Annotated in this window: 11 protein-coding genes; 6 read left to right on the forward strand and 5 right to left on the reverse strand. The window is 44.4% G+C overall.

What is annotated here, in order from left to right; translation table 11 throughout:
- Positions 1-53: 53 nt before the first annotated feature.
- Positions 54-1,799, reverse strand: coding sequence for an alpha-glycosidase (locus ACDZ28_RS17885; RefSeq protein WP_076117494.1), 1,746 nt, complete (start codon positions 1,797-1,799; stop codon positions 54-56).
- 923 nt (positions 1,800-2,722) lie between these two features.
- Here ACDZ28_RS17885 and ACDZ28_RS17890 point away from each other — a divergent pair.
- The 6 genes from ACDZ28_RS17890 to ACDZ28_RS17915 all read left to right on the forward strand — a co-directional run bounded on the left by ACDZ28_RS17890 (position 2,723) and on the right by ACDZ28_RS17915 (position 11,187).
- Complete coding sequence (locus ACDZ28_RS17890) at positions 2,723-4,057, forward strand: maltose ABC transporter substrate-binding protein (RefSeq protein ID WP_375102406.1); 1,335 nt, start codon at positions 2,723-2,725, stop codon at positions 4,055-4,057.
- A gap of 107 nt (positions 4,058-4,164) precedes the next feature.
- Entirely contained in the window at positions 4,165-5,478 is a 1,314-nt protein-coding gene (locus ACDZ28_RS17895; RefSeq protein WP_042125830.1) for a carbohydrate ABC transporter permease, read from the forward strand.
- Entirely contained in the window at positions 5,475-6,317 is an 843-nt protein-coding gene (locus ACDZ28_RS17900) for a sugar ABC transporter permease (protein ID WP_042125831.1), read from the forward strand. The genes ACDZ28_RS17895 and ACDZ28_RS17900 overlap by 4 nt, the downstream gene beginning before the upstream one ends.
- Positions 6,318-6,409: 92 nt before the next feature.
- Positions 6,410-8,464 (forward strand): methyl-accepting chemotaxis protein, encoded by a 2,055-nt coding sequence (locus ACDZ28_RS17905; protein WP_375102407.1) that lies wholly within the window; start codon positions 6,410-6,412, stop codon positions 8,462-8,464.
- A 172-nt stretch (positions 8,465-8,636) separates the two neighbouring features.
- A complete protein-coding gene (locus ACDZ28_RS17910) occupies positions 8,637-9,560 on the forward strand; it encodes an AraC family transcriptional regulator (RefSeq protein ID WP_375105374.1) in 924 nt (307 codons plus the stop codon).
- 121 nt (positions 9,561-9,681) lie between these two features.
- A complete protein-coding gene (locus ACDZ28_RS17915) occupies positions 9,682-11,187 on the forward strand; it encodes an alpha-glucosidase/alpha-galactosidase (protein ID WP_375102408.1) in 1,506 nt (501 codons plus the stop codon).
- A 506-nt stretch (positions 11,188-11,693) separates the two neighbouring features.
- Here ACDZ28_RS17915 and yhbH read toward each other — a convergent pair.
- The 4 genes from yhbH to ACDZ28_RS17935 form a co-directional block, all read right to left on the reverse strand.
- Positions 11,694-12,857: a sporulation protein YhbH gene (gene yhbH / locus ACDZ28_RS17920; protein WP_076121114.1), complete on the reverse strand. Its 1,164-nt coding sequence runs from the start codon at positions 12,855-12,857 to the stop codon at positions 11,694-11,696.
- 111 nt (positions 12,858-12,968) lie between these two features.
- Positions 12,969-14,654 carry a hypothetical protein gene (locus tag ACDZ28_RS17925; protein ID WP_375102409.1) on the reverse strand — a complete coding sequence of 562 codons (1,686 nt, stop codon included), beginning with the start codon at positions 14,652-14,654 and terminating at the stop codon, positions 12,969-12,971.
- Positions 14,651-21,385: a hypothetical protein gene (locus tag ACDZ28_RS17930; RefSeq protein ID WP_375102410.1), complete on the reverse strand. Its 6,735-nt coding sequence runs from the start codon at positions 21,383-21,385 to the stop codon at positions 14,651-14,653. Before ACDZ28_RS17930 ends, ACDZ28_RS17925 begins: the two co-directional genes overlap by 4 nt.
- Before the next feature lie 121 nt (positions 21,386-21,506).
- The gene (locus tag ACDZ28_RS17935) at positions 21,507-22,151 is read right to left on the reverse strand and encodes a methyltransferase domain-containing protein (RefSeq protein WP_375102411.1); all 645 of its coding nucleotides are present in this window, start codon (positions 22,149-22,151) and stop codon (positions 21,507-21,509) included.
- Positions 22,152-22,160: the final 9 nt, after the last annotated feature.

Raw genomic sequence — 22,160 nt, forward strand, 5'->3', positions numbered from 1 at the left:
CTAGTGAGATACCCTGTTTTTGTTATGTTTAATATGATCGGAGGTATTTGTAACTAAACGATTGCCTTAAGTATAGTGAAACCATAAGCAGGCATCTTCATGATTAGCTTGCCTCTTTCTGCACGCACTGTATCGCCAGTGAACAAGTTCTCCCAATTTTTCTCGTCTACGTCAATACGGAACGTCTGAGCAGTCTCTTCACTGTTAATCAGTACAACTATAGTCTCAAGATCTATTCGGCGCTCATAGGCTAGCTTACTGCCTTGTCGACCTGCCTCCAAGAAGGTAAATGTCCCCGTACGAAGTGCTGGTTGCTCATGGCGTATTTGAATGAGCTGGCGATAGAATTCGAATAGATTATGATCCTGCTGTTCAGGGTTCCATTCCATGCATTTACGACAACCTGGATCACCATCACCGTCCATTCCGAACTCGTCGCCATAATAGATACAAGGAGTACCCATAAAGGTGAATTGGAATAGTGAAGCTAATCGCATTTTATTTTTATCCCCTGCAGCCAGCGTAAGCAACCGCGGAGTATCATGACTATCTAACAGATTGAAGGCAACTTCACTTGCTTGCAGTGGGTAGCGCGATAACTGCCGGCCAATAGAGTTGGCGAATCCTTCAGCATCAAGGCTTCCATGAACAAAGAAGTCAAGGACGGCATCAGTAAAAGGATAATTCATAACGGCATCAAATTTATCACCTTCCAGCCACGGAGCAGATTCATGCCAGATTTCTCCAAGGATGTAGGCCTCAGGATTAGCGCGCTTTACCACTTTTCGGAATTCACGCCAGAAATCATGATCTACTTCATTGGCCACATCTAGGCGCCAACCATCGATTCCAACTTCTGTGATCCAAAATTCTGCGACCTTCAGCAAGTACTCTTTAACTTCAGGATGTTCTGTATTAAGCTTTGGCATATGTGCTTCAAACGCAAAAGTGTCATAAGTAGGAATGCCGTTTACAACCTGAAGTGGGAATTCACGAATATGGAACCAATCTTTGTAGATGGAGTCTTCTCCCTTTTCCTTAACATCCAAAAACGGAGCGAAAGTTCCACCGGAATGATTAAATACAGCGTCTAATAGCACACGAATACCACGTTTATGGCAGTTATCGACGAGTGTTTTTAACGTTGCAATATCCCCAAAATGCGGATCAACTTGCATATAATCTTCTGTATCGTATTTATGATTAGTAGTTGCTGTGAAGAGTGGTGTGAAATAAATAGCATTGATGCCAAGCTCGTTAAGATGATCCAGATGATCAATAACCCCTTGCAGGTCGCCGCCAAAAAAGTTGGTTGGTGTTGGCTCTGCTCCCCATGGCTGAACATCTTTTGGATCAAGACTAGGGTCGCCATTTGCAAAGCGTTCAGGGAAGATCTGATAGAAAACAGCATCCTTTACCCAGGCAGGTGGAGTGAATACATCAACGGGGTTAATAAATGGGAACTCGAACAGCTTGTTTGGATTTTCTGGACGGTTCGTTTGAAAATCATTTTCGGTCATCCAAATTTTCTCATTATCCTTTTGCAGTAAGAATCCGTATTTCAATCTACGATAGATGGGAACAGAGGCACATTCCCAATAATCGAACATAGCATCAGAGGTGAAGAGGGTCATGGGAATTAGCTCTTTTGTGGTATCCCAAGTGTATTTATCTCCTGCAAAAGCAAATACTTCTGTTAAATCTCCTTTTTTAGCGCGGAGACGCAAATGAATCGTGCTCTCATTATAGGCGTAAGACCAATTTAACCGCGGGCGATGGTACACAGCTTCCAGTAACATGAATAAGTCCTCCTAAAGTTTTGTAAGCGATACTTCCCTGATCAGCTTCGGCAAAACCACTTCGAAAGCATAGGCCTAGTTTTGTAAGCGATACTTCCCTGATCAGCTTCGGCAAAACTACTTCGAAAGCATACGCTTAGTTTTGTAAGCGATACTTCCCTGATCAGCTTCGGCAAAACTACCTCAAAAGCATACGCTTAGAGTGGTAAGCAATACTTCCTCGAACAATTCACCACAGCACGGGTGTTAGAATGTCGCTATTGTTATTGGTTGCACAGTTTTTTATGCAACATGCGCAAATGATGAAGCAAACTTGCACATAACAAAGAGGCACAACCGCCGCGAAGTAGCTTGTCCGAGGTTGTACCTTTCATAAGTAACATTGCCTTTTAATTATATAGAACAGGAGGCAGACAATAGATGCAATGATTCGTGTTGGATAGCCTCTTAACGATTTGGATTATAGCATGGAATAAAAGGGCTTTCAATACTCTTGTTCAAACCATTGCACAAATTTTCACTTGAGTATATGTGCATTTCTACTGCCTGAAAATTGTAAATCTATTGGAAAAGTGAATTTGTGGCATATCAGGGGCAAATAAAAAAGCAATTCCATTTTTAAACACATGAATAATCGATTAATTAAAAGATATCATGTGAAAAATGGAGATAAATGCCTATATAGTTTATAAATTAATGGAAAATGGTCAAATATGGTATGTGCAAACGTTTTTAAAAACAAACGATACTGTTGTATGATGTATTCATGAATGAAGCGCTTTCTTGCACTGCCAAATGCAGCTTTTGAAGGAGCGAGCTAAAAGAACAACTTTTTTTTAGCTTTTCTGAAATCGTTTGCGCAAATTTCTAGCTCTACTATTTTACCATCTTATGCTTTTTTAAAATTGGGAGGGGTTAAAGTAATGAAGTTAAAAAAAGTGATGGTTATCACCGCTGCTGTTTCTATGGCACTGTCCGTTACAGCGTGTGGTTCGAACAACAATGGGAATACCGGGGGTAACAACGCAGCAAAAGCTACTAATGCTGCTAACAACACTACAGAGACTGCAGCGCCAGAGACCACAGATGCAGCAGCAACAGAAGAAATTGTGCCTGAAGATGGAGCGACACTAGTTGTATGGGAAAGTAAGGAAGAAAGACCATTCGCAGATGAAATTGCTAAGCAGTTCACAGCAAAATATAACGTTCCAGTCAAGATTGAAGAGTTGGCACCACCAGATCAAGTAACTAAACTTACGCAAGATGGTCCTTCAGGATTAGCAGCAGACGTTGTTCTTATCCCTCACGACAACTTAGGTAAAGCGGCAAGTGCGAGCTTGGTTCTTCCTAATGACGTCTTCGGTGAAGAAACAAAAGCTAGCAATACTGAAGCTTCAATTATCGGATCTTCGTACGATGGCGAATTGTATGGCTACCCAAGAGCAGCAGAAACTTATGCATTGTTCTACAATAAATCACTCGTTAAAGAAGCACCTAAGTCTTTCGACGATGTTCTTGCTTTCAGCAAAACATTCACAGATAAATCCAAGAACAGATACGGAATTATGTGGGAAGTAGGAAACCTGTACTTCAACTACATGTTTATCGCTTCTGATGGTGGATATCTGTTCGGTAAGGACGGTACTGATAAAGAAGATATCGGACTTGCTAACGATGGAGCGATTGCAGGCCTTAAAGAATTTGTGAAAATGAAAGAAGCATTGCCAATTAAGAGCGGAGATATCAATAGTGATATCAAACGCAGCTTGTTCAACTCAGGTGATGTAGCGATGGATATCACAGGTCCTTGGGAGCTTGGAGGATACAAAGCAGCTCTTGGAGATAACCTTGGTATCGCACCGATCCCTACAGTAAATGGCAAAACAGCTATTACATTCTCTGGTATCAAGATTTTCGCGGTTAACTCGTTTACTCAATATCCGAATGCTGCTAGATTGTACGCTCATTTTGCATCAAGCAAAGACGCTCAATTGTTACTGAACAAAACGATCGGTTCTGTTCCTACAAACAATGAAGCGCTTCTTGATCCACAAATCGTTGACGATCCATTCGTATCCGCTTTTGCAGCACAAGCTAAGAGTTCCCAACCAATGCCTTCTATCCCTGAAATGGGTAACGTTTGGAGCCCTGTAAATGCAGCGCTTCCAGAAATTTGGGATAAGAATGTAGATCCAAAAGCAGCAATGGACAAAGCCGTTCAACAAATCAAAGATTTGAATAACGGTGCTGCTCAATAAGGATCATAAATCACAGTCTTAACAGCATACAGTGAATCAAGCTGCCCGTCGCATGTTTAGCGGAGGGCAGCTTCTTATTTTCACTCGGAGAGGAGAACGGAAGCGAAATGCAGCGACATCGCACGAGGGCCGCAGTACTGTCGACGATTTTCATGGGATTGGGACAAATATATAACCGCCAATTCATCAAAGGAATCATGTTTTTAGTTGTAGAAGCCGCCGCTGTTTATTATTTTATTCAGAATCTTGCTACTGCATTATGGGGTTTTGTTACACTAGGAGAAAACCCTAGCCGGTTGGTAAAAGTAAAAGGCATCGCTAAGATGGTAGCTGGGGATCACTCGATTTATATTTTGATTCAAAGCTTGATCACCATCCTAATGCTTATCATCATAATCCTCGCTTGGTATTTGAACATTAAAGATGCTTATAAGACTGGAGAGAAACGCGATAACGGTCTTCAGGCAAACACCTTTAAACAAAGTGTTCGCTATATACTGGATTATAAGTTCGCTCAGACGTTCTTGGTCTTGCCGGGTATTGGTGTTCTATTCTTTACGATCATGCCAATCATCTTCATGATCCTGCTAGCGTTTACGAACTATTCCGCACCTGATCATCTTCCACCCGCTAAATTGGTTGACTGGGTTGGATTTCAGACCTTCCGTAATTTATTGGTTCTCAAAACCTGGAGTCACACTTTTTATGGCGTATTAACATGGACGATTATATGGGCAGTTCTTTCAACGATTACTACATATTTCGGAGGACTATTGGTAGCCTTACTGGTGAGCCAAAAGGGTATTCGTTTCAAAGGAATGTGGAGAGTTATTCTGATTGTGCCTTACGCAGTACCGCAGTTAATCTCTTTGCTGCTCATGCGCAATCTATTTAACGGTCAATTCGGCCCTATCAACCAATACCTCGGGTATTTTGGAATGGGCGGATTGCCATGGCTGACAGATCCATTCTGGGCTAAGGTTACCGTAATTATTGTAAACATGTGGGTTGGTATTCCAGTCTCGATGTTACTTATTATGGGCGTACTGACTACAATTCCTCGGGATATGTATGAAGCAGCTGAAGTGGATGGAGCATCGGGTTATCAGAAGTTCCGTATTGTTACGCTACCGATGGTATTGTTCTCCACAGCGCCTACTCTAATTACGCAGTTCGCAGGTAACATTAACAACTTTAATGCGATCTTCCTATTAACAGGTGGTAGTCCTGTAAATGGTGATTATCAATATGCCGGTTCCACGGACTTGCTAGTAACCTGGCTATACAAATTAACACTTGATCAGAATAAAAACAACATGGCTTCGGCAATAGGGATTATTATCTTTATCATTGTTGCTTCATTCTCCCTGTACAATTACCGCCGGACGAAATCATTCAAAGAGGAGGATATGATCCAATGAGCAGAAAGATCGCGAACTTTATTCGCTTAAGTGGTAGTTACATCATCTTGATTGCTTTGTCGATAGCGGCACTCTATCCGGCCCTCTGGATTCTATTTGCTTCTTTCCGGCCTGGTAAATCATTGTACAGTAAATCATTTATCCCTGAGCAATTCACCTTCGATCACTACAGAGAATTGTTCACATCGCCGAGTTATATGTTTGGGACTTGGTATGCTAATACATTGAAAATAGCCGTGTTCTCCATGCTTATCGGTGTAGTACTTACCTTGTTAACTAGTTATGCTGTATCCAGATTCCGGTTTAAAGCGCGTAAAACAGCGTTATCCACCGTTCTAATTCTTGGTATGTTCCCTGGTTTTATGAGTATGATTGCTATTTATATGCTCCTTAAGGAGTTTAATTTGCTGGATACACATATTGCCTTGATTATCGTTTATGCAGCTGGGGCACCGCTTGGGGGAACCTTTATCGCCAAAGGCTTCCTCGACACGATTCCTCGTTCTTTGGATGAGGCAGCTCGAATTGACGGGGCGAGCAATTTCGGAATATTTATGCGAGTTATTCTTCCCTTGTCACGCCCTATGATCACTTACATGGCACTGACTCAATTTGTCGGTCCTTGGGTGGATTTCATTTTCGCCAGACTTATTTTGCGGACGAAGGAGAACTGGACCGTCGCAGTCGGAATGTGGGATATGGTTAACACGAACCAAAACACTAACTTTACCTTATTCTCTGCCGGTGCTGTTCTGATCTCTATCCCGATTATGATTTTGTTTGTATTCTTGCAACGTCTGCTTGTTGATGGATTGACTGCAGGAGCTAGTAAGGGGTAACAATTTCGCTTCATACTAAAGAATGAACTGGGTACAGCCTTTGTACAGAAATGGAAGGCTGTACCCTTTTTCCATCATAGGGAGTGAACTTAATGAAAAAGCTATGGACTCTACAGTTTAGATCAGTTGGGATAAAATTGTTCGTTATTCTTTTCAGCTCCATAGTGCTCTTATCCACTGTTCTAGGATTGACTTCATATTTTGCTGCCAAAGATATCATTACAGATGAGGTTGCCGCGGCCTCCTCACAGTCTGTAGTTCAAGCAGCGGACAAGCTGGATTTTGTTCTAACCGAATATGAAGCGCTTTCGAGGCAATTTGCACTCGACTCCGCATTAAAAGGTGACTTGGAAAAAATAAATAGTGGTGAACTTACAACGGTAGCTAAAGTTGCTGCAGAAGATCGGATTCGCAGAAAGCTAGACTTAGTTAAAGGTTCAGATGAGCGGATGTATGGCGTCAGACTGGTATCTAAGAGCTTGGAAGAAACAGAATCTTATAAATCTGCAGGTATTAGTGGTCTCCGTAGTGATGAAGGTATTGCTGAGAGACTGAAACAAATTGAGGATGCTAAAGGAGAGCCAGTATGGTTTCCGGTTCGTGAGAAGGGCTTCTTTGATGCTTATACTGAACCATCTTTAACTATGGGGAGATTGCTTCGCAATCTATTGCATCCTGAAGCGGAGTACTACATGCTCATCGAAGTTAAAGGGAAGGCCATGACTGAAATGTTATCTAATCTTCAGATTGGAATTACCGGTGAGATTCGAATTTTGAACACAGATGGTAACATTGTTTATGGTACGGATAATGCTAAACTGGGTCAACCCTCTTACATAAAAGTATCAGAAGAGCAAGATATAGAAAAGAATCATTCATTTACAGCAGCCGATGAGAAGGGAAGTCCTCAGCTTGTCGTTTATCAGCCTTTAACGACCGCTAAGTGGACACTCATGGGATATGCACCAGTTAGTGATTTTACGAAGTCGGCGGACAAGCTTCTTTATATTACGTTCTCTGTGGTGCTTGCAGCTGCCGTGATAGCCCTGTTAATTGGTTATGTTCTTGTTCGTTTGGTTGGGCGTCCACTAGGTAAACTGGCGACCTTAATGGAAGAAGGTGAGCGAGGAAACCTTCGTGTACGAACAAATTTTAAGGGTAAGGATGAGATTGGCCGGCTCGGGCATAGCTTTAACAAAATGATGGAGCAAATTTCTCTGCTTGCAAGCCAGAGTGAGATGTCAGCGGATGAAGTGCTTGGTACTTCGGAACAATTAGTCAAAGCATCAGGTACAACCTCACTTCATGCCAGAGAGGTTGCATCCGCTACAGGTGAGATTGCACTTGGAGCAGCTAGCCTTGCTGTCGAAGCAGAAAGAAGCCATGCTAATGTCGAAATCATTGGCAGCAAGATGAGTGAAGTAACCGAACTAAATACAGTAATGGACGCTTCGGCGGAACGAGTTATTGAGGTTAGTGATCAAGGGACAGAGCTGATGAAGCTGCTAGTAGAGCAGAGTGAGTCTACGGTGGAAATGTTCAATCGAATACAAGAGAACTCCAATAAGCTAAGAGAGAGTACTCATTTAATTCGCAGTATTCTTAGTCCTATGATTGCTGTGAATAAGCAGACCAATATTTTGGCGCTAAATGCCACTATAGAGGCGGTAAGAGCCGGTGCAGCAGGCAGAGGCTTTATAGTGATTGCTGATGAAATCAGACAGCTCGCAAATCAATCGAATGATTCGATCCAATCGGTCTCCAAGATTACGGAAGAGATTGGTCTACACATTGAGAACACGGTTAAAGATATCAATGAGACCGCTCCAAAGTTCCGTGAGCAGATTTCTTCCGTACGTGAGTCGTCGACGATCTTTGCAAGTGTCAAAGAGGAAATGGAACACTTCATGGGGCATCTTAGTGAATCCTCTGCTTCTATCCATGAACTGATAGCGTTTCAGCGTCAATTAGGTGAATCCATGGCAAGTGTCAGTTCCATTGTGCAGCAGACGACGGCTTCGACTGAGGAGGTAGCTTCTATGTCTTCACAGCAATTTACTGTAAGTGAGGAGCTTGTGGCCTTATCTCAAAAGCTAGAAAGTTTAGCAGCAGATCTAAAGCAATCAATGATTTCTTTTCAAGTATGAGAATTAGAACTTCATAGTAAAAATAGAAACGAGTAACTCTCCTGTATATTGGAGTTTTGCTCGTTTTTTCTAATTTAATCACTTCAAGTAGCTCTTCTTGTCTTAGGAGTAGTTTGAGAGATACACTTGGGTTAACATTTTAATAGAAGAAAGGAGTGATCGATTGACGAATTTGCCTCTACATCTTAGTGGGAGTCTTTTTCAGCAGGCATTAATTGATGGAGATTATAGTCCTCATTTTTTTGCTTACTATTATAAACAATGGAACAACTACAATATGTCTTACCATCAGCACAATTCAACCGAAATCATGTATCTGATCTCTGGAGGCTGTGTCGTGGATGTTCATCCGAGGGCGGGTCAAGAAGAGAGATTTAGGTTAAAGCGGGGAGAATTGATCATCCTCGATGCGAATGTACCGCACAGATTGATTGTCGAGGAGGGGGGGCCCTGTCGAATGCTGAATGTAGAGTTTGGATTTATGGAATATACAGGGGTTGCTCCATCGATCGGCAAGCTCGCTCGAGAAGAAAAGGCACTTGCTGAATGGTTACAGGTTCCCTTTTCCAGTCTAGTCATGACTGATCCAGAGGAACTTTATCATGTTCTAAAAGGACTTGTACTGGAGCTCGATCAAAGTGGCGGGAAAGGTGGAAGTATGGTCGACTTATTGTTCTGTGAGCTTATGCTTAGATTATCTAGCTTGCGACAGGATCAACTTCGTGCCAACCAACAGCCTTCACAGCTCTATGTCAGGCGGAGTATCGAATTTTTGTATCAGAACTATGACCAAAGTATCCAGGTTAAGGATATCGCTGCCGCAGTCAATCTGCATCCAGGATATCTGCATCGTATTTTTAAGTCACATACTGGCCGGACACTCAGTGATTATTTGAATATGCTCCGAATGGAAAAAGCAAAAATGCTGCTGGGACAGAGTGATATTCCGATTGCTGAAATTGCCGATTATGTAGGAATTAGCAGCAGACAATACTTTCATCTCCTCTTCAAAAAATACGCCGACTGTACACCTGTAGAATATCGCAATTCTATTGAGCGCCATTCCTGGAGCTATGAAGAGAAGGATCTTCAGTAGAAGATAGGTTAGGATATTTGACACCTTCCTTCAAAAGAGGTCATGATTTTGGTAACGCTTCCCTCAGTTCAATTGCTACAATGGACAGGAACAACCAATTCATTACCGGAGGATGATCAGGATGTCATTTAAAGTGTCTTTTATAGGGGCAGGCAGCATTGGATTTACCCGTGGATTGTTGAGAGACTTACTAACCGTGCCGGAATTTAAAAATATTGAAGTCTCATTTATGGATATTAATAGTCACAATTTGGAGATGGTTACCGAGCTGTGCCAACGTGATATTAAAGAGAATGGATTAGATATTCAAATCCAGGCGACGACGGATCGCAGAGAAGCGCTGAAGGATGCAAAGTACGTATTTTGTACTATTCGAATGGGTGGGCTTGAAGCTTTTGCCACGGATGTAGATATTCCATTGAAATACGGAGTTGATCAGTGCGTAGGTGATACTCTTTGTGCGGGAGGCATCATGTACGGGCAGCGCGGGATTGCGGAAATGCTGAATATTTGCCGTGATATTAGGGAGATGGCTGCCCCGGATGTACTCCTGCTTAACTATTCGAACCCTATGGCGATGCTGACTTGGGCTTGCAACAAATACGGTGGTGTGCGGACTATTGGTCTGTGTCATGGAGTACAGCATGGGCATCAACAAATTGCAGATGTGTATGGTTTGAAGAAATCGGAAGTCGATATTATTTGTGCAGGTATCAATCATCAGACCTGGTACATTTCAGCAAGTCATAAGGGGAAGGATTTGACCGAAGGTCTTCTAGAAGCTTTTGAGAATCATCCGGAATTTAGTCGCACGGAAAAAGTTCGAATTGATATGCTGCGCCGCTTTGGTTATTACAGTACAGAATCCAATGGTCACTTAAGTGAATATGTGCCATGGTACCGTAAACGCAGTGAGGAAATCATGGATTGGATTGATCTCGGAAGCTGGATTAACGGTGAGACCGGTGGATATCTGCGTGTCTGCACAGAAGGACGGAATTGGTTCGAAACGGATTTTCCGAATTGGATGAAGGACTCGGCACTGGAATATACGGTGGAGAATCGCGGAGAAGAGCATGGTTCTTTCATTATCGAAGGATTGGAAACGGGCAGAGTGTACAGAGGTCACTTTAACACTGTGAATAATGGCGTAATTTCAAATCTGCCAGATGATGCGATCATTGAAGCACCGGGGTATGTGGATCGGAACGGTATATCGATGCCGCTTGTGGGTGAATTGCCTTTAGGAGCAGCCGCAGTGTGCAACGTTAGTATCTCAGTGCAACGTTTAGCCGTCGAAGCTGCTGTACACGGTGATGACAAGCTACTGCGTCAAGCGTTTATGATGGATCCGTTGGTAGGTGCCGTATGTAATCCAAAAGAAATTTGGCAGATGGTCGATGAGATGCTCGTAGCTGGAGAGCAGTGGCTGCCTCAATACAGCGAAGCTATTGCTAAAGCGAAGGAACGCTTAGCTTCAGGGGAGATTATTCCAACGAATGCCAACAATGAAGGCGCTGCTCGCCTGAAGGTAAAGACAGTGGACGAGATGATGCAAGACCGGGAAGCAGCGAATAAAAATGCCGGAGAATCTGACAAAGGTAAGGATAGAGAGAAGGTACATTAGGCAGTAGAGTTTTCAGTCACTTGGAATATGACTTCTCCTGCCATCTATTTTCTGAGTGGTAATAATAGTATTGTGGAACAGTTTTGGAGAATTAAATAGATTTCCATTATGAAAAAAGCCTCCCTTCCCAAGCTCTGGAATGGAGGCTTTTTATATGGATAGGTCAATATTCCAATGCTGATGCAAGCTGCCCTAATCAAAAACAAAACCGTGATCCTCCAGCAATGGAAGGGTGTGATCCAGAAATGCGAAACACAAAGCGTTCGAAACATTGCTTACTCTTCAGTTGCCTAAACGCAATTTCTAGCTCATCTCCTGATATTTTCGGATCCAGAAGACGCTTTTTAGCGATGAATCGCCTTTTACGTGGCTTCGGACTCCAGTGCTATTGCATTGAAAGAGGTTAATTTTTGGTGTTTTGTTCAAAGGAGAGGAACGTCAAAAAACACGGGTGTCCAAAAACCATAAAATGGCTGATGGGACATCCGCGTTTTTGAGTGAAGGAGTTATGAATTAACAACACCCTTTTGACTGAAGAAGGTTTTTAGCGCCTGGTACACTTCTTTTTTGTCTTTGATGACATAATGCATGAACTGTTCGTGCTTCAGATGACGATAAGCAGACATTAATGTGCTGCTGCGGTTGTACTGATTTACTTCGCCGTAGCCGAACATATTGCTCCGTTTAAGCAGTTCTCCAATTAGCTTCACACAACGTTCGTTATCAGAAGTAAGGTTATCACCATCAGAGAAGTGAAACGGATAAATGTTGTACTGCGCTGGCGGGTATCGGCTATCGATAATCTCAATCGCTTTTTGATAAGCGGAGGAACAGATGGTTCCCCCACTCTCACCACGAGTGAAGAAATCATGCTCGCTGACCTCTTTAGCCTCCGTGTGGTGGGCAAGGAAGACAATCTCCACCTTTTCATACTGGCGGCGTAGAAAGCGGGTCATCCAGAAAAAGAAGCTACGGGCGCAATATTTTTCAAAAGAACCCATCGAACCTGACGTATCCATCATCGCAATAATGACCGCATTCGAGTGAGGCGTTCTAATGTCATCCCATGTTTTGTACCGCAGATCATCAGGACTTATGCTGTGTATTCCGGGATTGCCTCTGCTTGCATTACGCCGCAGATTCTCCAGAAGGGTACGTTTCTTATCGATGTTAGACATCATACCTTTTTTACGGATATCGTTGAAGATGATAGATTTAACCTCGATCTCTTCCTTATTCTTTGGCTTCAGATGAGGCAGCTCCATATCCTGAAACAAGATGTCCTCCAGATCCTCCAGATTGACCTCTGCTTCCACAGTATCTTGACCGGGTTGATCGCCTGCTTTTTCCCCTTTACCGGGCTGTGCAGATTGTGAATCGCGCCCAAGTACATCACCGACCTGACTTTCCCCGTCGCCCTGTCCTACATGCTTTTGCTTACGAAAGTTATAGATGATTCGATACTCATCCAGGCTGCGGATCGGAACCTTTACAATCTGCTTACCGCCTGACAAAATAATATTTTCTTCGGTCACGAGATCCGGCAAATTATCCTTGATAGCTTCTCTGACCTTCTGCTGATGACGTTCCTGATCCTGATGGCCTTTGCGGTGAAGGGACCAGTCTTCTTTTGAGACGACAAAGGAAAAGGGACCAGATGATTGCGACAGGATGACCACCTCCCATGGAATATAAATGTTGATTGAAGGAACCTATGCAAAGTTTGAACTTCTTGGGGTGTAACTAAAGTATATTCATGGGGATGGGGGATATGTGATTTCTTATTCACTGATCTCTTCCACGGTCAATGTATAACTGTTTGACTGGCTCTCGCCAGTGTATTCACGTCCATCAAGATTGAAGAAATATTGAGCGGTTACTAAGCCTTTAAGGAAACGACCCAGTACATGTTCACTTACCCTGACAAAATAATGGATGTTTACAGTAGCAGCAGCTTTGACTGTCCCTAGCGACAAAGTGCCATTAAATGATGATTGGGGATGTGGAATTCCATCAATCACAATGCTGCTAGGATCCAAAAGACATTCCTCTGGCGTTAGCCGATTAAGGGATACTTCAGCTGGCCAATTTCCACTATTCGTTAGGGAGATCCAGCACTGGACGTGTTCTCCTGCTTCCACAAGGGTAGGCTTTGCATGTGTTTCGAGAGAAATGACAGGTGTGACTATTAAGGTGGTAACAGTATTGGAGCGGGAGGTTTGTCTTACTGTTCGTCCGTCCGGGAGCACAAAGGTATATTGAACACTACCATGGTTTTGTACAGCTGCAATGGCATGGATATTTATAGCTGCAGGTATGCTCACTTGAAAGACCACGACCGTAGAGGTTCCACCTCTTAATGTACCAAGCTGAATGCCATCTGCTGGACGGGCTCCTTTTAGCATCACTCCGTTTAAAAGAACGCTATCCCATACAAAAAGAGTACCAGAAGGGATGGCATCCGTCAGAACCGCATTTACGGCCAAGGTTCCGCTGTTGGTTATCGTTAGCTCATATCTTAGGTTGTCTCCTGGAGCAGCTGTAACATGATCTACTCTTTTGCTGATACTGACACCTGCCAGAACAAGGGAGACAACCACAGTGTTGCTCTCCGTCGTATTTGGATCCTCATCGACGGAATAAGTGACCAATGCACGATTTGTCAGGTCCAAGGATGGAGGGATCTCTGTAACTCTAACCCGAAATGTAATATCAATGCTTAGGTCTTTATCCAGTTGACCGAGTACTATTCCTTGCGTAGGATCTGATTCTGGATAATAGATTCCACCTGCAACGACACTCCCTGGAATGAATACGGCTCCATTTGGGATAGAAATCGTTGCGGTAATTTGGTTTAATAGGCTGTTGCCTTCGTTCGTGAGCCGCAATGTATAGGTAACTACATCTCCTATAAAAGAAGTTGGAGTGCTTGCAGTCAACGAAGTAGAGAGCTGGTACGACCGTAAAGAAACTAGTACGTAATTAGAATAAAAATCTCCATTAATGATTCTTCCCTCCGGTGTAGTAAAAGAAAAACGGCCTAGCGCTTTATTTTGCAGCATTAACGAAGAGGGCAATGAAATGATGACGACTTGAAAGGCGATGCTCACTTGACTCTGCGGAGCAATAGAACCTAGCGTTATGCCCGAAGACGGTGTAGCCCCTGGGAGAGGCACACCGTCTCTTAGCACACTGTTGGAAATAAAGGAAACACCCTCTGGAAGAATGTCATACACCGTTAGCACAGCTTCTGTGTTTCCATTATTAGAAGCTGTAATGGTATACACAAGGGTGTCACCTAATGAGGCATGGAGTTTATCTGTACTCTTCAGCAATGAAAGTACCGGGCCCACGACCGGGGTGTTAACGGTATTGGAATAGACAATGCCGTCAACACCCGCTGCCGAGTTGAAGAGTACCATGGATTGATTGGTTACGACAGGCTGGGTACGTGAGCCGGGAATCATAACGCTACTACCTGAACCTGGAAGGTGATGGTTGAAGAAGCACCAGCAGCAATCGTTCCGATGGCAATACCGGAAGCCGGGCTGCCATTTGGTCGTGGGGTTCCGTCTACAGTGATACTGCCGGTTACAAACTGGCTGCCTGCTGGGATAGGGTCAACCATGATGACGTTATTAACTGGTGAAATCCCCAAGTTGGTGACAACAATCGTATAGGTGATGATATCGCCGACAACCGCATCGATAGAGGTGGTGCTCTTAACGACACTCACATCCGGAGAAGAGACAGGGATAATAAGGACGTTTGAAAGTGAAGTTCCGGTGAGCAGACGACCATCTGGTGGCGTGAATGAGAAAGTTGATGAAGCTTGATTGACTAATTGCTGCGGTGACGGGAGAGAGGCTATAGTAACCTGAAGGGTTATGGTCACTGTTACCGTACTTCCCGGAGCAACTGCTCCAATATTTAATCCGGTAGACGGGTCGGCACCTGGTTGTGGCACTCCGTTAACGAGCACGCTGTTTGGAACAAAGATAGCTCCATTAGGAATCGTGTCAGTTATAACTACATTTGCTATAAGATTACCAGTGTTCGTTACATTTAGAGAATAAGTAATCGTATCTCCGACAGTTGCTGCAGTTCTATCCGCACCTTTGACAACAACGATGATAGGCTGATATACCGGAATAACAAGTGTATTAGAGAAGGAGGATCCCGAGAAGGCTCCAGAAGTGAAGCTGACGGAAGCTTGGTCGGTTAGCGTTGCTGGATTAGGCAGTACATTGACGATAGTGCTAAACGAGATATTGACCGTAACGCCCGGTGCAATTGTGCCCAATGAGATACCATTCGCAGGGTTGGCATTAAGGTGTGGGATACCATCAACGAGCACACTGCCAGCGATAAACGAAGAGCCCGCCGGTATGGGATCACTGATGTTTACATTGCTGATATTGGCTATTCCACTATTGGTAACTGTCAGGTTGTAGATAATAGTATCGCCTACAACGGCATCTGTAGCTGGTGATGACTTAGTTACAATAACATTCGGTGAGGATACTGAAATAGTCGACGTGTTGGAATTGATCGAGCTGTTAAATGTCCGGCCATCAGGTAAGGTGTAAGCAAAGGCAACGGATGCTTGGTTAATTAGCTGCTGGCTTGCCGGCAGTGTTGTAATGAGTACTGAGAACATGACAGAAAGTGTTGCACCTGCGGATATCACGCCGAGTGGTATGCCAGCTGCAGGATCCGCTCCCGGAGCCGGGGCGCCTTGAATAAGTACGCTGTTAGGCACAAATGTCGTCCCAGAAGGAATAGTATCACTCAGCGTAGCCAAAGCCCCGTAATTACCTGTATTGGTTACGTTAATTGTGTAGGTAATGGTATCACCGACGGTCGCATGAACTGAATTTGAGCTTTTCGCTGCGGCTAGAATAGGTAAATAAATAGGTGTTGATACAATATTTGAAAAAGCTACATTAGAGAGTACCCCTGAGGTGAAGCTAACTGTTGATTGGTTATTTAGCAGGCCTGAAGGTGGCAATGAGACTGTGTTCACTGTGAAGGCTACAGTTACGGTTACACCGGGTGCTATACTGCCTAAGGTTACCCCTGTGGAAGGACTAACCCCCGTACGAGGCACTCCATCTACTAGCACGCTTCCTGATACAAATGTAGTACCTGCAGGAAGGGCATCCGTGAAGACGGCATTATTCACCGCTTCAATTCCATTATTGGTAATCGTAACCGTATAGGTAATCGTGTCTCCCACTGTAGTTGATGTAGTTGGTGTGGATTTCACTACTGCCAAATTAGGAGAAGAGACGGGGATAGTAATCGTATTAGATAGGACAGAACCGCCAAGTGTACGCCCATCCGGAAGCGTGAAGCTATACGCTACCGTACCCTGATTGACCAGTTGTTGTGGGTTTGGCAATGAGGTGATATTTACTGTGAACACTACTGCTGTTGTACCACCTGGAGGAATAACTCCGGCAGGAATCCCCGTAGATGGATCTGCTTGTGCTAAGGGGAGTCCATTAATAAGCACACTGTTCGTAACGAAGGTAGTGCCAGCTGGTATGTTGTCAGTAACAATCAAACTTGCCGGGTAATTTCCCGTGTTACTAACGGTCAGGGTGTAACTGACAGCGTCACCTGTTGTAGCGTTATTTGTACTAGCTGTTTTGACAACAGAGATGTTCGGCTGGTACACAGGGATGGTAACGGTATTGGAAAAAGTGGAGCCGGAAAAAACACCTGATGTAAAGGTTACGGATGCTTTATTGATGAGTGTAGCTGTGGGAGGAATAGAAGTGACAGTAACACTGTATGCAACCAGCGCTGACGCTCCAGGTCCCAAGGTACCAATAGAAATTCCGGAAGAAGGGCTCAGGTTTGGAAAAGGCACTCCGTTCACGGATACGCTACCCGTTACAAAAGCAGCACCTGCTGGTGTTGGATCATTAAGTAATACGCTATTAACAGCTTCTAAGCCGTTATTTGTAATATTTACGTTATAAGTGACCGTATCTCCGATCGCTACGGAAGTTGAGTTTGAGCTTTTGACAACGACGATATTAGGAGCTGAGACTTGCAGTGTGACTGTATTAGATACAGCAGTTCCGCTTAAAGGTCTACCGTCAGGAGGGGTAAAGGTAAAGCTCGCAGAAGCTTGATTACTGATTTGTTGTGGTGAAGGCAGGGAAACAATGTTAACTGAGAAGCTAACAGGGACACTGGTTCCCGGTGCGACACTTCCTACAGCGATGCCGGTATCGGGTGCTGCACCTGGTTGCGGCATACCCCCTACAATTACACTGTTAGGGTTAAAAACAGTCCCAGCTGGAATGTTATCAGTTAAGGTTACATTTGCAGCAAGATTACCTGTATTACTTACTACCACTGTGTAGATGACTGTATCGCCTACAACTAGCGCATCGAAATCACCGTCTCCATCTACGGCACTTTTGACTAAGGAGATTTGGGGTTGAATGACTGGAGTGCTAGTAATATTAGATGAAGAAGAACCGGAGAATACACCGGATGTAAAACTGACGGATGACTGATTATTAATCTGTGATGGTATCGGCATTGTTATCCTCACCTCGAATGTTACGGTAGCTGTCGCGCCTGGGCTCAGACTACCGATTGGAATGCCGGCGGACGGAACTGCAAACGGCTGAGCAATGCCGCCTACAATTACGGTTCCGGAAATAAAGGTTACATTCTCAGGTAAAGGATCACTGAGAATGATGTTACTTACTGAAGCAATACTGTTGTTCGTCAATACAGAGGTGAATGTCAAAACATCACCTGTAACGGCAGTAGAAGCGTTCACGCTTTTTACAACTTTGACGTTAGGCGCAGAAACAGGAACAGAGAGCGTGTTGGATGCTACATTTCCTCCGAGTTGCCGCCCGTCTGGGAGGGTGAAGCTATAAGTTGCCGAAGCGGAGTTCAACAACATCTGTGAAGGAGGTAATGCTGTTATCGTGACCAAAAAGCTCACCGATACGCTGTCACCTGGTGCCAGTGGTCCAACTGGAATGCCCGTTGCTGGATTATATCCGGGAAGAGGGGTTCCACCAATAATTACACTGTTCGTTTCGAATACAGCTTGGGGTGGAAGTGTATCAGTTAATAGTAATGTGGCTGCAATATTCCCGGTATTGCTGATGAGAATTGAATAAGATAAGGATCCCCCAACGGATGCCTGAGTTGTATTCGCGCTTTTGATCATACTGATAATAGGTTGATACACAGGTGTTACTACCGTATTCGAAAGTGAAGAACCGGTGAAGGCACCGGATGAGAAAGAGGCACTAGCTCTATTTGAAAACTGCGCAGGATTTGGTAAAGAAGATGCATTCACTTTAAAAGAGACGGTTGTTGAGCTGCCTGCCGTAATACTACCGATAGATATTCCTGTACCTGGATTAGCGGCTGGTACAGATGAACCGCCCACAATAACGCTACCTGCTACAAAAGTGCCTCCAGTAGGTATAGGGTCAGAGACTACAACGTTATTCACAGCTACGCTACTTGTGTTGGACACTGTGATTGTGTAAGTCAGATTTTCACCGACAGCTACAGAAGCAAGGTTAGCGGATTTGGTTAGCGTAATATTTGGAGCGGAGACTGGAATGCTTAAGATGTTAGAGAGGCTGGCCCCGGATAATGATCTTCCGCTTGGTAGTTGGTAGGTGTAGCTGCTGCTGCCTTGATTGTTCAGAACTGGTGGTGAAGGCAAAGATTGTACAGAGACCAGAAAGGTTACAGGAACACTAGCCCCGGAAGCTACAGTTCCTAAGTTAATCCCTGTAAGTGGAGAGTCAGAAGGCCTAGCAACACCGTTAACTGTGACACTTCCCGACACAAAGGTACTTCCCGAAGGGATATTGTCACTGATGAGAACAGTTGCCCCGATATTTCCAGAATTCTGAACATTCAACGTGTAGAGAATATTGCCCCCTACAGTGGCACTGGAAACATTCGAACTTTTGACAATCTGGATAACGGGTTGGTACACGGGAGTTGTAGTCGTGTTGGAAAGTGAAATGCCAGTAAACGATCCCGAGCTGAAGGACGCAGAAGATCTATTTAATAGTTGTGCAGGACTTGGCAATGAAATCACGTTGACCTGAAAGGTGACTGTAACCGAACCTCCAGGAGTGATGGACCCAATAGAGATCCCGGTCCCAGGATTAGCGGAAGGCTGTGCCGTTCCACCAACCGTAACACTTCCCGAGACTAGTGAAGTCCCAACAGGGATACTGTCTGAAAGCGATACGTTGGAAACTGCTGCAATTCCATTATTGCTGATTACTGAGGTGTAGAGTAATGTATCACCTACAGCGACGTCAGCAAATCCAGCGCTTTTGACAACCGTAACATTGGGTGTTGTAACTGGAATAGATAGTGAGTTGGATGAGGCTGATCCAGCTACGGTTCGCCCATCTGGAACTTGAAAGGTATAAGCGGCGCTCGCTTGATCGACCAGCTGCGGAGGAGAAGGAAGACTGTTCACCACTACGCGGAATTGGACGGTAGAGCTTCCGCCAGCAGCTATCGTTCCAATAGCAATACCTGTAGCAGGATTTCCAGCGACAGGTGCTCCATTGACGGTAAAGCTACCCGCAATATATGAGCTTCCTGAAGGAATATTGTCGGTAAGGGTTGTTACAGCACCGATATTTCCAGTGTTGGTGATTTGAAGAGTATAGGTGATCTGATCGCCGACCGTCGCATTTGCAGTATTGGCAGTTTTTACAATGTTAAGAATGGGGGAATATACCGGTAAAGTTACTGTATTAGATGGAATGACCCCCGTCATGATAGGACCGCCAGCTACGCTTTGAAACGTAAAAGCAGCATTGGCGGTATTAGCTATATTTTGTGGATTTGGTAATGAAGTGACTTTGGCTTGATATGTAACCGTTATTGAAGTGCTCAAGGCTAATGAGCCCAAAGAGATCCCTGCTGTAATATCAAAGGTGGGCTTCGATACGCCGGCCACTACAACACTTCCGGTGACAAAGGCTGATCCTGTAGGCAGCGCATCTGATAAGACGACGCTAGCTGCACTCGCTGTACCAGTGTTACTGACAGTTACTGTATAAGTTACTGTATCACCAACTATAGGTCCGGACACATTGGCACTTTTAGTAACGTTTATTTTGGGCGCATTGATATCGACTTGTATAGCATTTCCATTGAGTACATAAGCATCGCCAGAGGTAGTTAATTGTAAGATCGCTGAAGACTGGTTATTTACAAGTCTGGCCGACACGTCAACATTGGTAATATCCCAACCTTGTCGACCACCGATGATGTTAGTTCCTGGATTCCCGTTCGTCTGATTGCGCGTTCCGAATGTTCCGGTTGTATTGAGATTACCTGAATCATTGTTGATCTGTGATGCGAAAAAATTGTTAGCAAAGTTATTGGGTCCAGATAACGCTACGAGTGTAGCTGCAGTTGGACCAAATAGGGCCTGAACGCCTGAACGGTTTGCATCTCCCTCCTGTGCGCTGAATAATGCTCTGCCTCCTAGCGCACCAGTTATTGGTGTTGCGAATCCAGTGATCGTAGTTGAAACCGGGGCAGATGTTGCCTGTACAAGTATTGCACCTGCCCGTAAGGACATATTACGGAAGGGCAATGATGTATTTTGATAGATTACACCGAGTGTCCAGCCCGCATGGTTAGCTGTGGAATCACTAGGAATAACGATCGTGCCAACTACACCGCCAGTGGTGTAGGTTCCGGCGCCGCCTTGCGAAATAATACTGGTAACACTGGCAGAACGTACATATGCGGAAGCACCACCTCCCAAATCGACTACGTTACTTGTCGCAGAGTCAGGAGTAACGCTAAAGGTAGTCCCGGCAGGGGTTATGAAGGAGACTGGGTTGTTTATGGCCGCACTGAGATTCACGGTTCCATTAATATAGGTACCGCCCCAAATCAGCTCTGCATATAGTACAGTGCTACCTGACGGTAGGACCAGTATGGCTGATGAGCTGTTGCTAGTATAAAGACTAGTAGTTCCATTAGGATAGGTGCCAAATACGGATGAAGTGTTAACAGTGGTAAAACCGCCGATGCTGTCCAGTGTCCCTGGCACTCCGATTGTATCAGAGCGACTAAGTCCAAGTGTGTTGCCTGTAAATGTGATAGCACCGGTCGCATTGATCGTTGCCCGTACGACTAGTGGAATGATTCTCACCTCCTTCGAGGTTAATTTGCTTTTAAAAAAGTGAACCGCCCCATATTCAGGACGGCACAGTTAATACCTGTATGTTAGCCTATGACGCAAATCGGGTATAATTGTATGTCCCATCAATAAATTATAGGAAAGTTTGTCTATCGTGTGATTTTAGCCTGCGTTTCATAAGAACACGGGGTTCAGCGAAATGTCCTCTACTCATCAATTCCAGCTCATGAATGGAAATATCCTCTTTGATTACGGTAAAATGATACATGATTTCATGCACAACATTGGCTTGAAGCGTCTTTAATATTTCTAGTTCTTCTGTTTCGTAAAGAGGGCTTTCATATGGATATTGATAGAATAGCTCCATCCGTAGCAACCGGTAATCGAACGGTGGCACGGGTATGGGATAGTCTGGAATTGCTGGGCATACTGGGCCGGATGAGGGCTGAAAAAAAGACCCTGTAAAATAACGCGGAGTATATTCATCAAACTTCTGCTTGAAGGCAGGATTGGACATATGGGCAAAGCTGTGGGCATAAGGAGCCAGAATACAAACAATGGCTTTGTGGATGCTAATTCTGTGAATTTCCGACATAACCGCGTATAAATCCTCCATATAGGGTAATACACGACTAGCCATTACAAACTCGGCGGTATTGTCCGGCAAAGGGATGCCTTGGCTAATGTCACAGACAATATCCACATCGGGACCCGCGATACGATCGATCCCGAGATAACCTGTTTCTTTACTGGATCCGCAGCCGATATCGATTCTCAAGGCGACCAC

Origin of the sequence: Paenibacillus sp. RS8, from assembly GCF_041956825.1 — a bacterium.
In the GTDB taxonomy this organism is placed as follows: domain Bacteria; phylum Bacillota; class Bacilli; order Paenibacillales; family Paenibacillaceae; genus Paenibacillus_AQ.

Coding starts and splice junctions, on each gene's coding strand:
- ACDZ28_RS17925 (WP_375102409.1), bottom strand. CDS start 14,654: ATGATTCCCGGCTCACGTACCCAGCCTGTCGTAACCAATCAATCCATG.
- ACDZ28_RS17885 (WP_076117494.1), bottom strand. CDS start 1,799: ATGTTACTGGAAGCTGTGTACCATCGCCCGCGGTTAAATTGGTCTTAC.
- ACDZ28_RS17915 (WP_375102408.1), top strand. CDS start 9,682: ATGTCATTTAAAGTGTCTTTTATAGGGGCAGGCAGCATTGGATTTACC.
- ACDZ28_RS17900 (WP_042125831.1), top strand. CDS start 5,475: ATGAGCAGAAAGATCGCGAACTTTATTCGCTTAAGTGGTAGTTACATC.
- ACDZ28_RS17895 (WP_042125830.1), top strand. CDS start 4,165: ATGCAGCGACATCGCACGAGGGCCGCAGTACTGTCGACGATTTTCATG.
- ACDZ28_RS17890 (WP_375102406.1), top strand. CDS start 2,723: ATGAAGTTAAAAAAAGTGATGGTTATCACCGCTGCTGTTTCTATGGCA.
- ACDZ28_RS17905 (WP_375102407.1), top strand. CDS start 6,410: ATGAAAAAGCTATGGACTCTACAGTTTAGATCAGTTGGGATAAAATTG.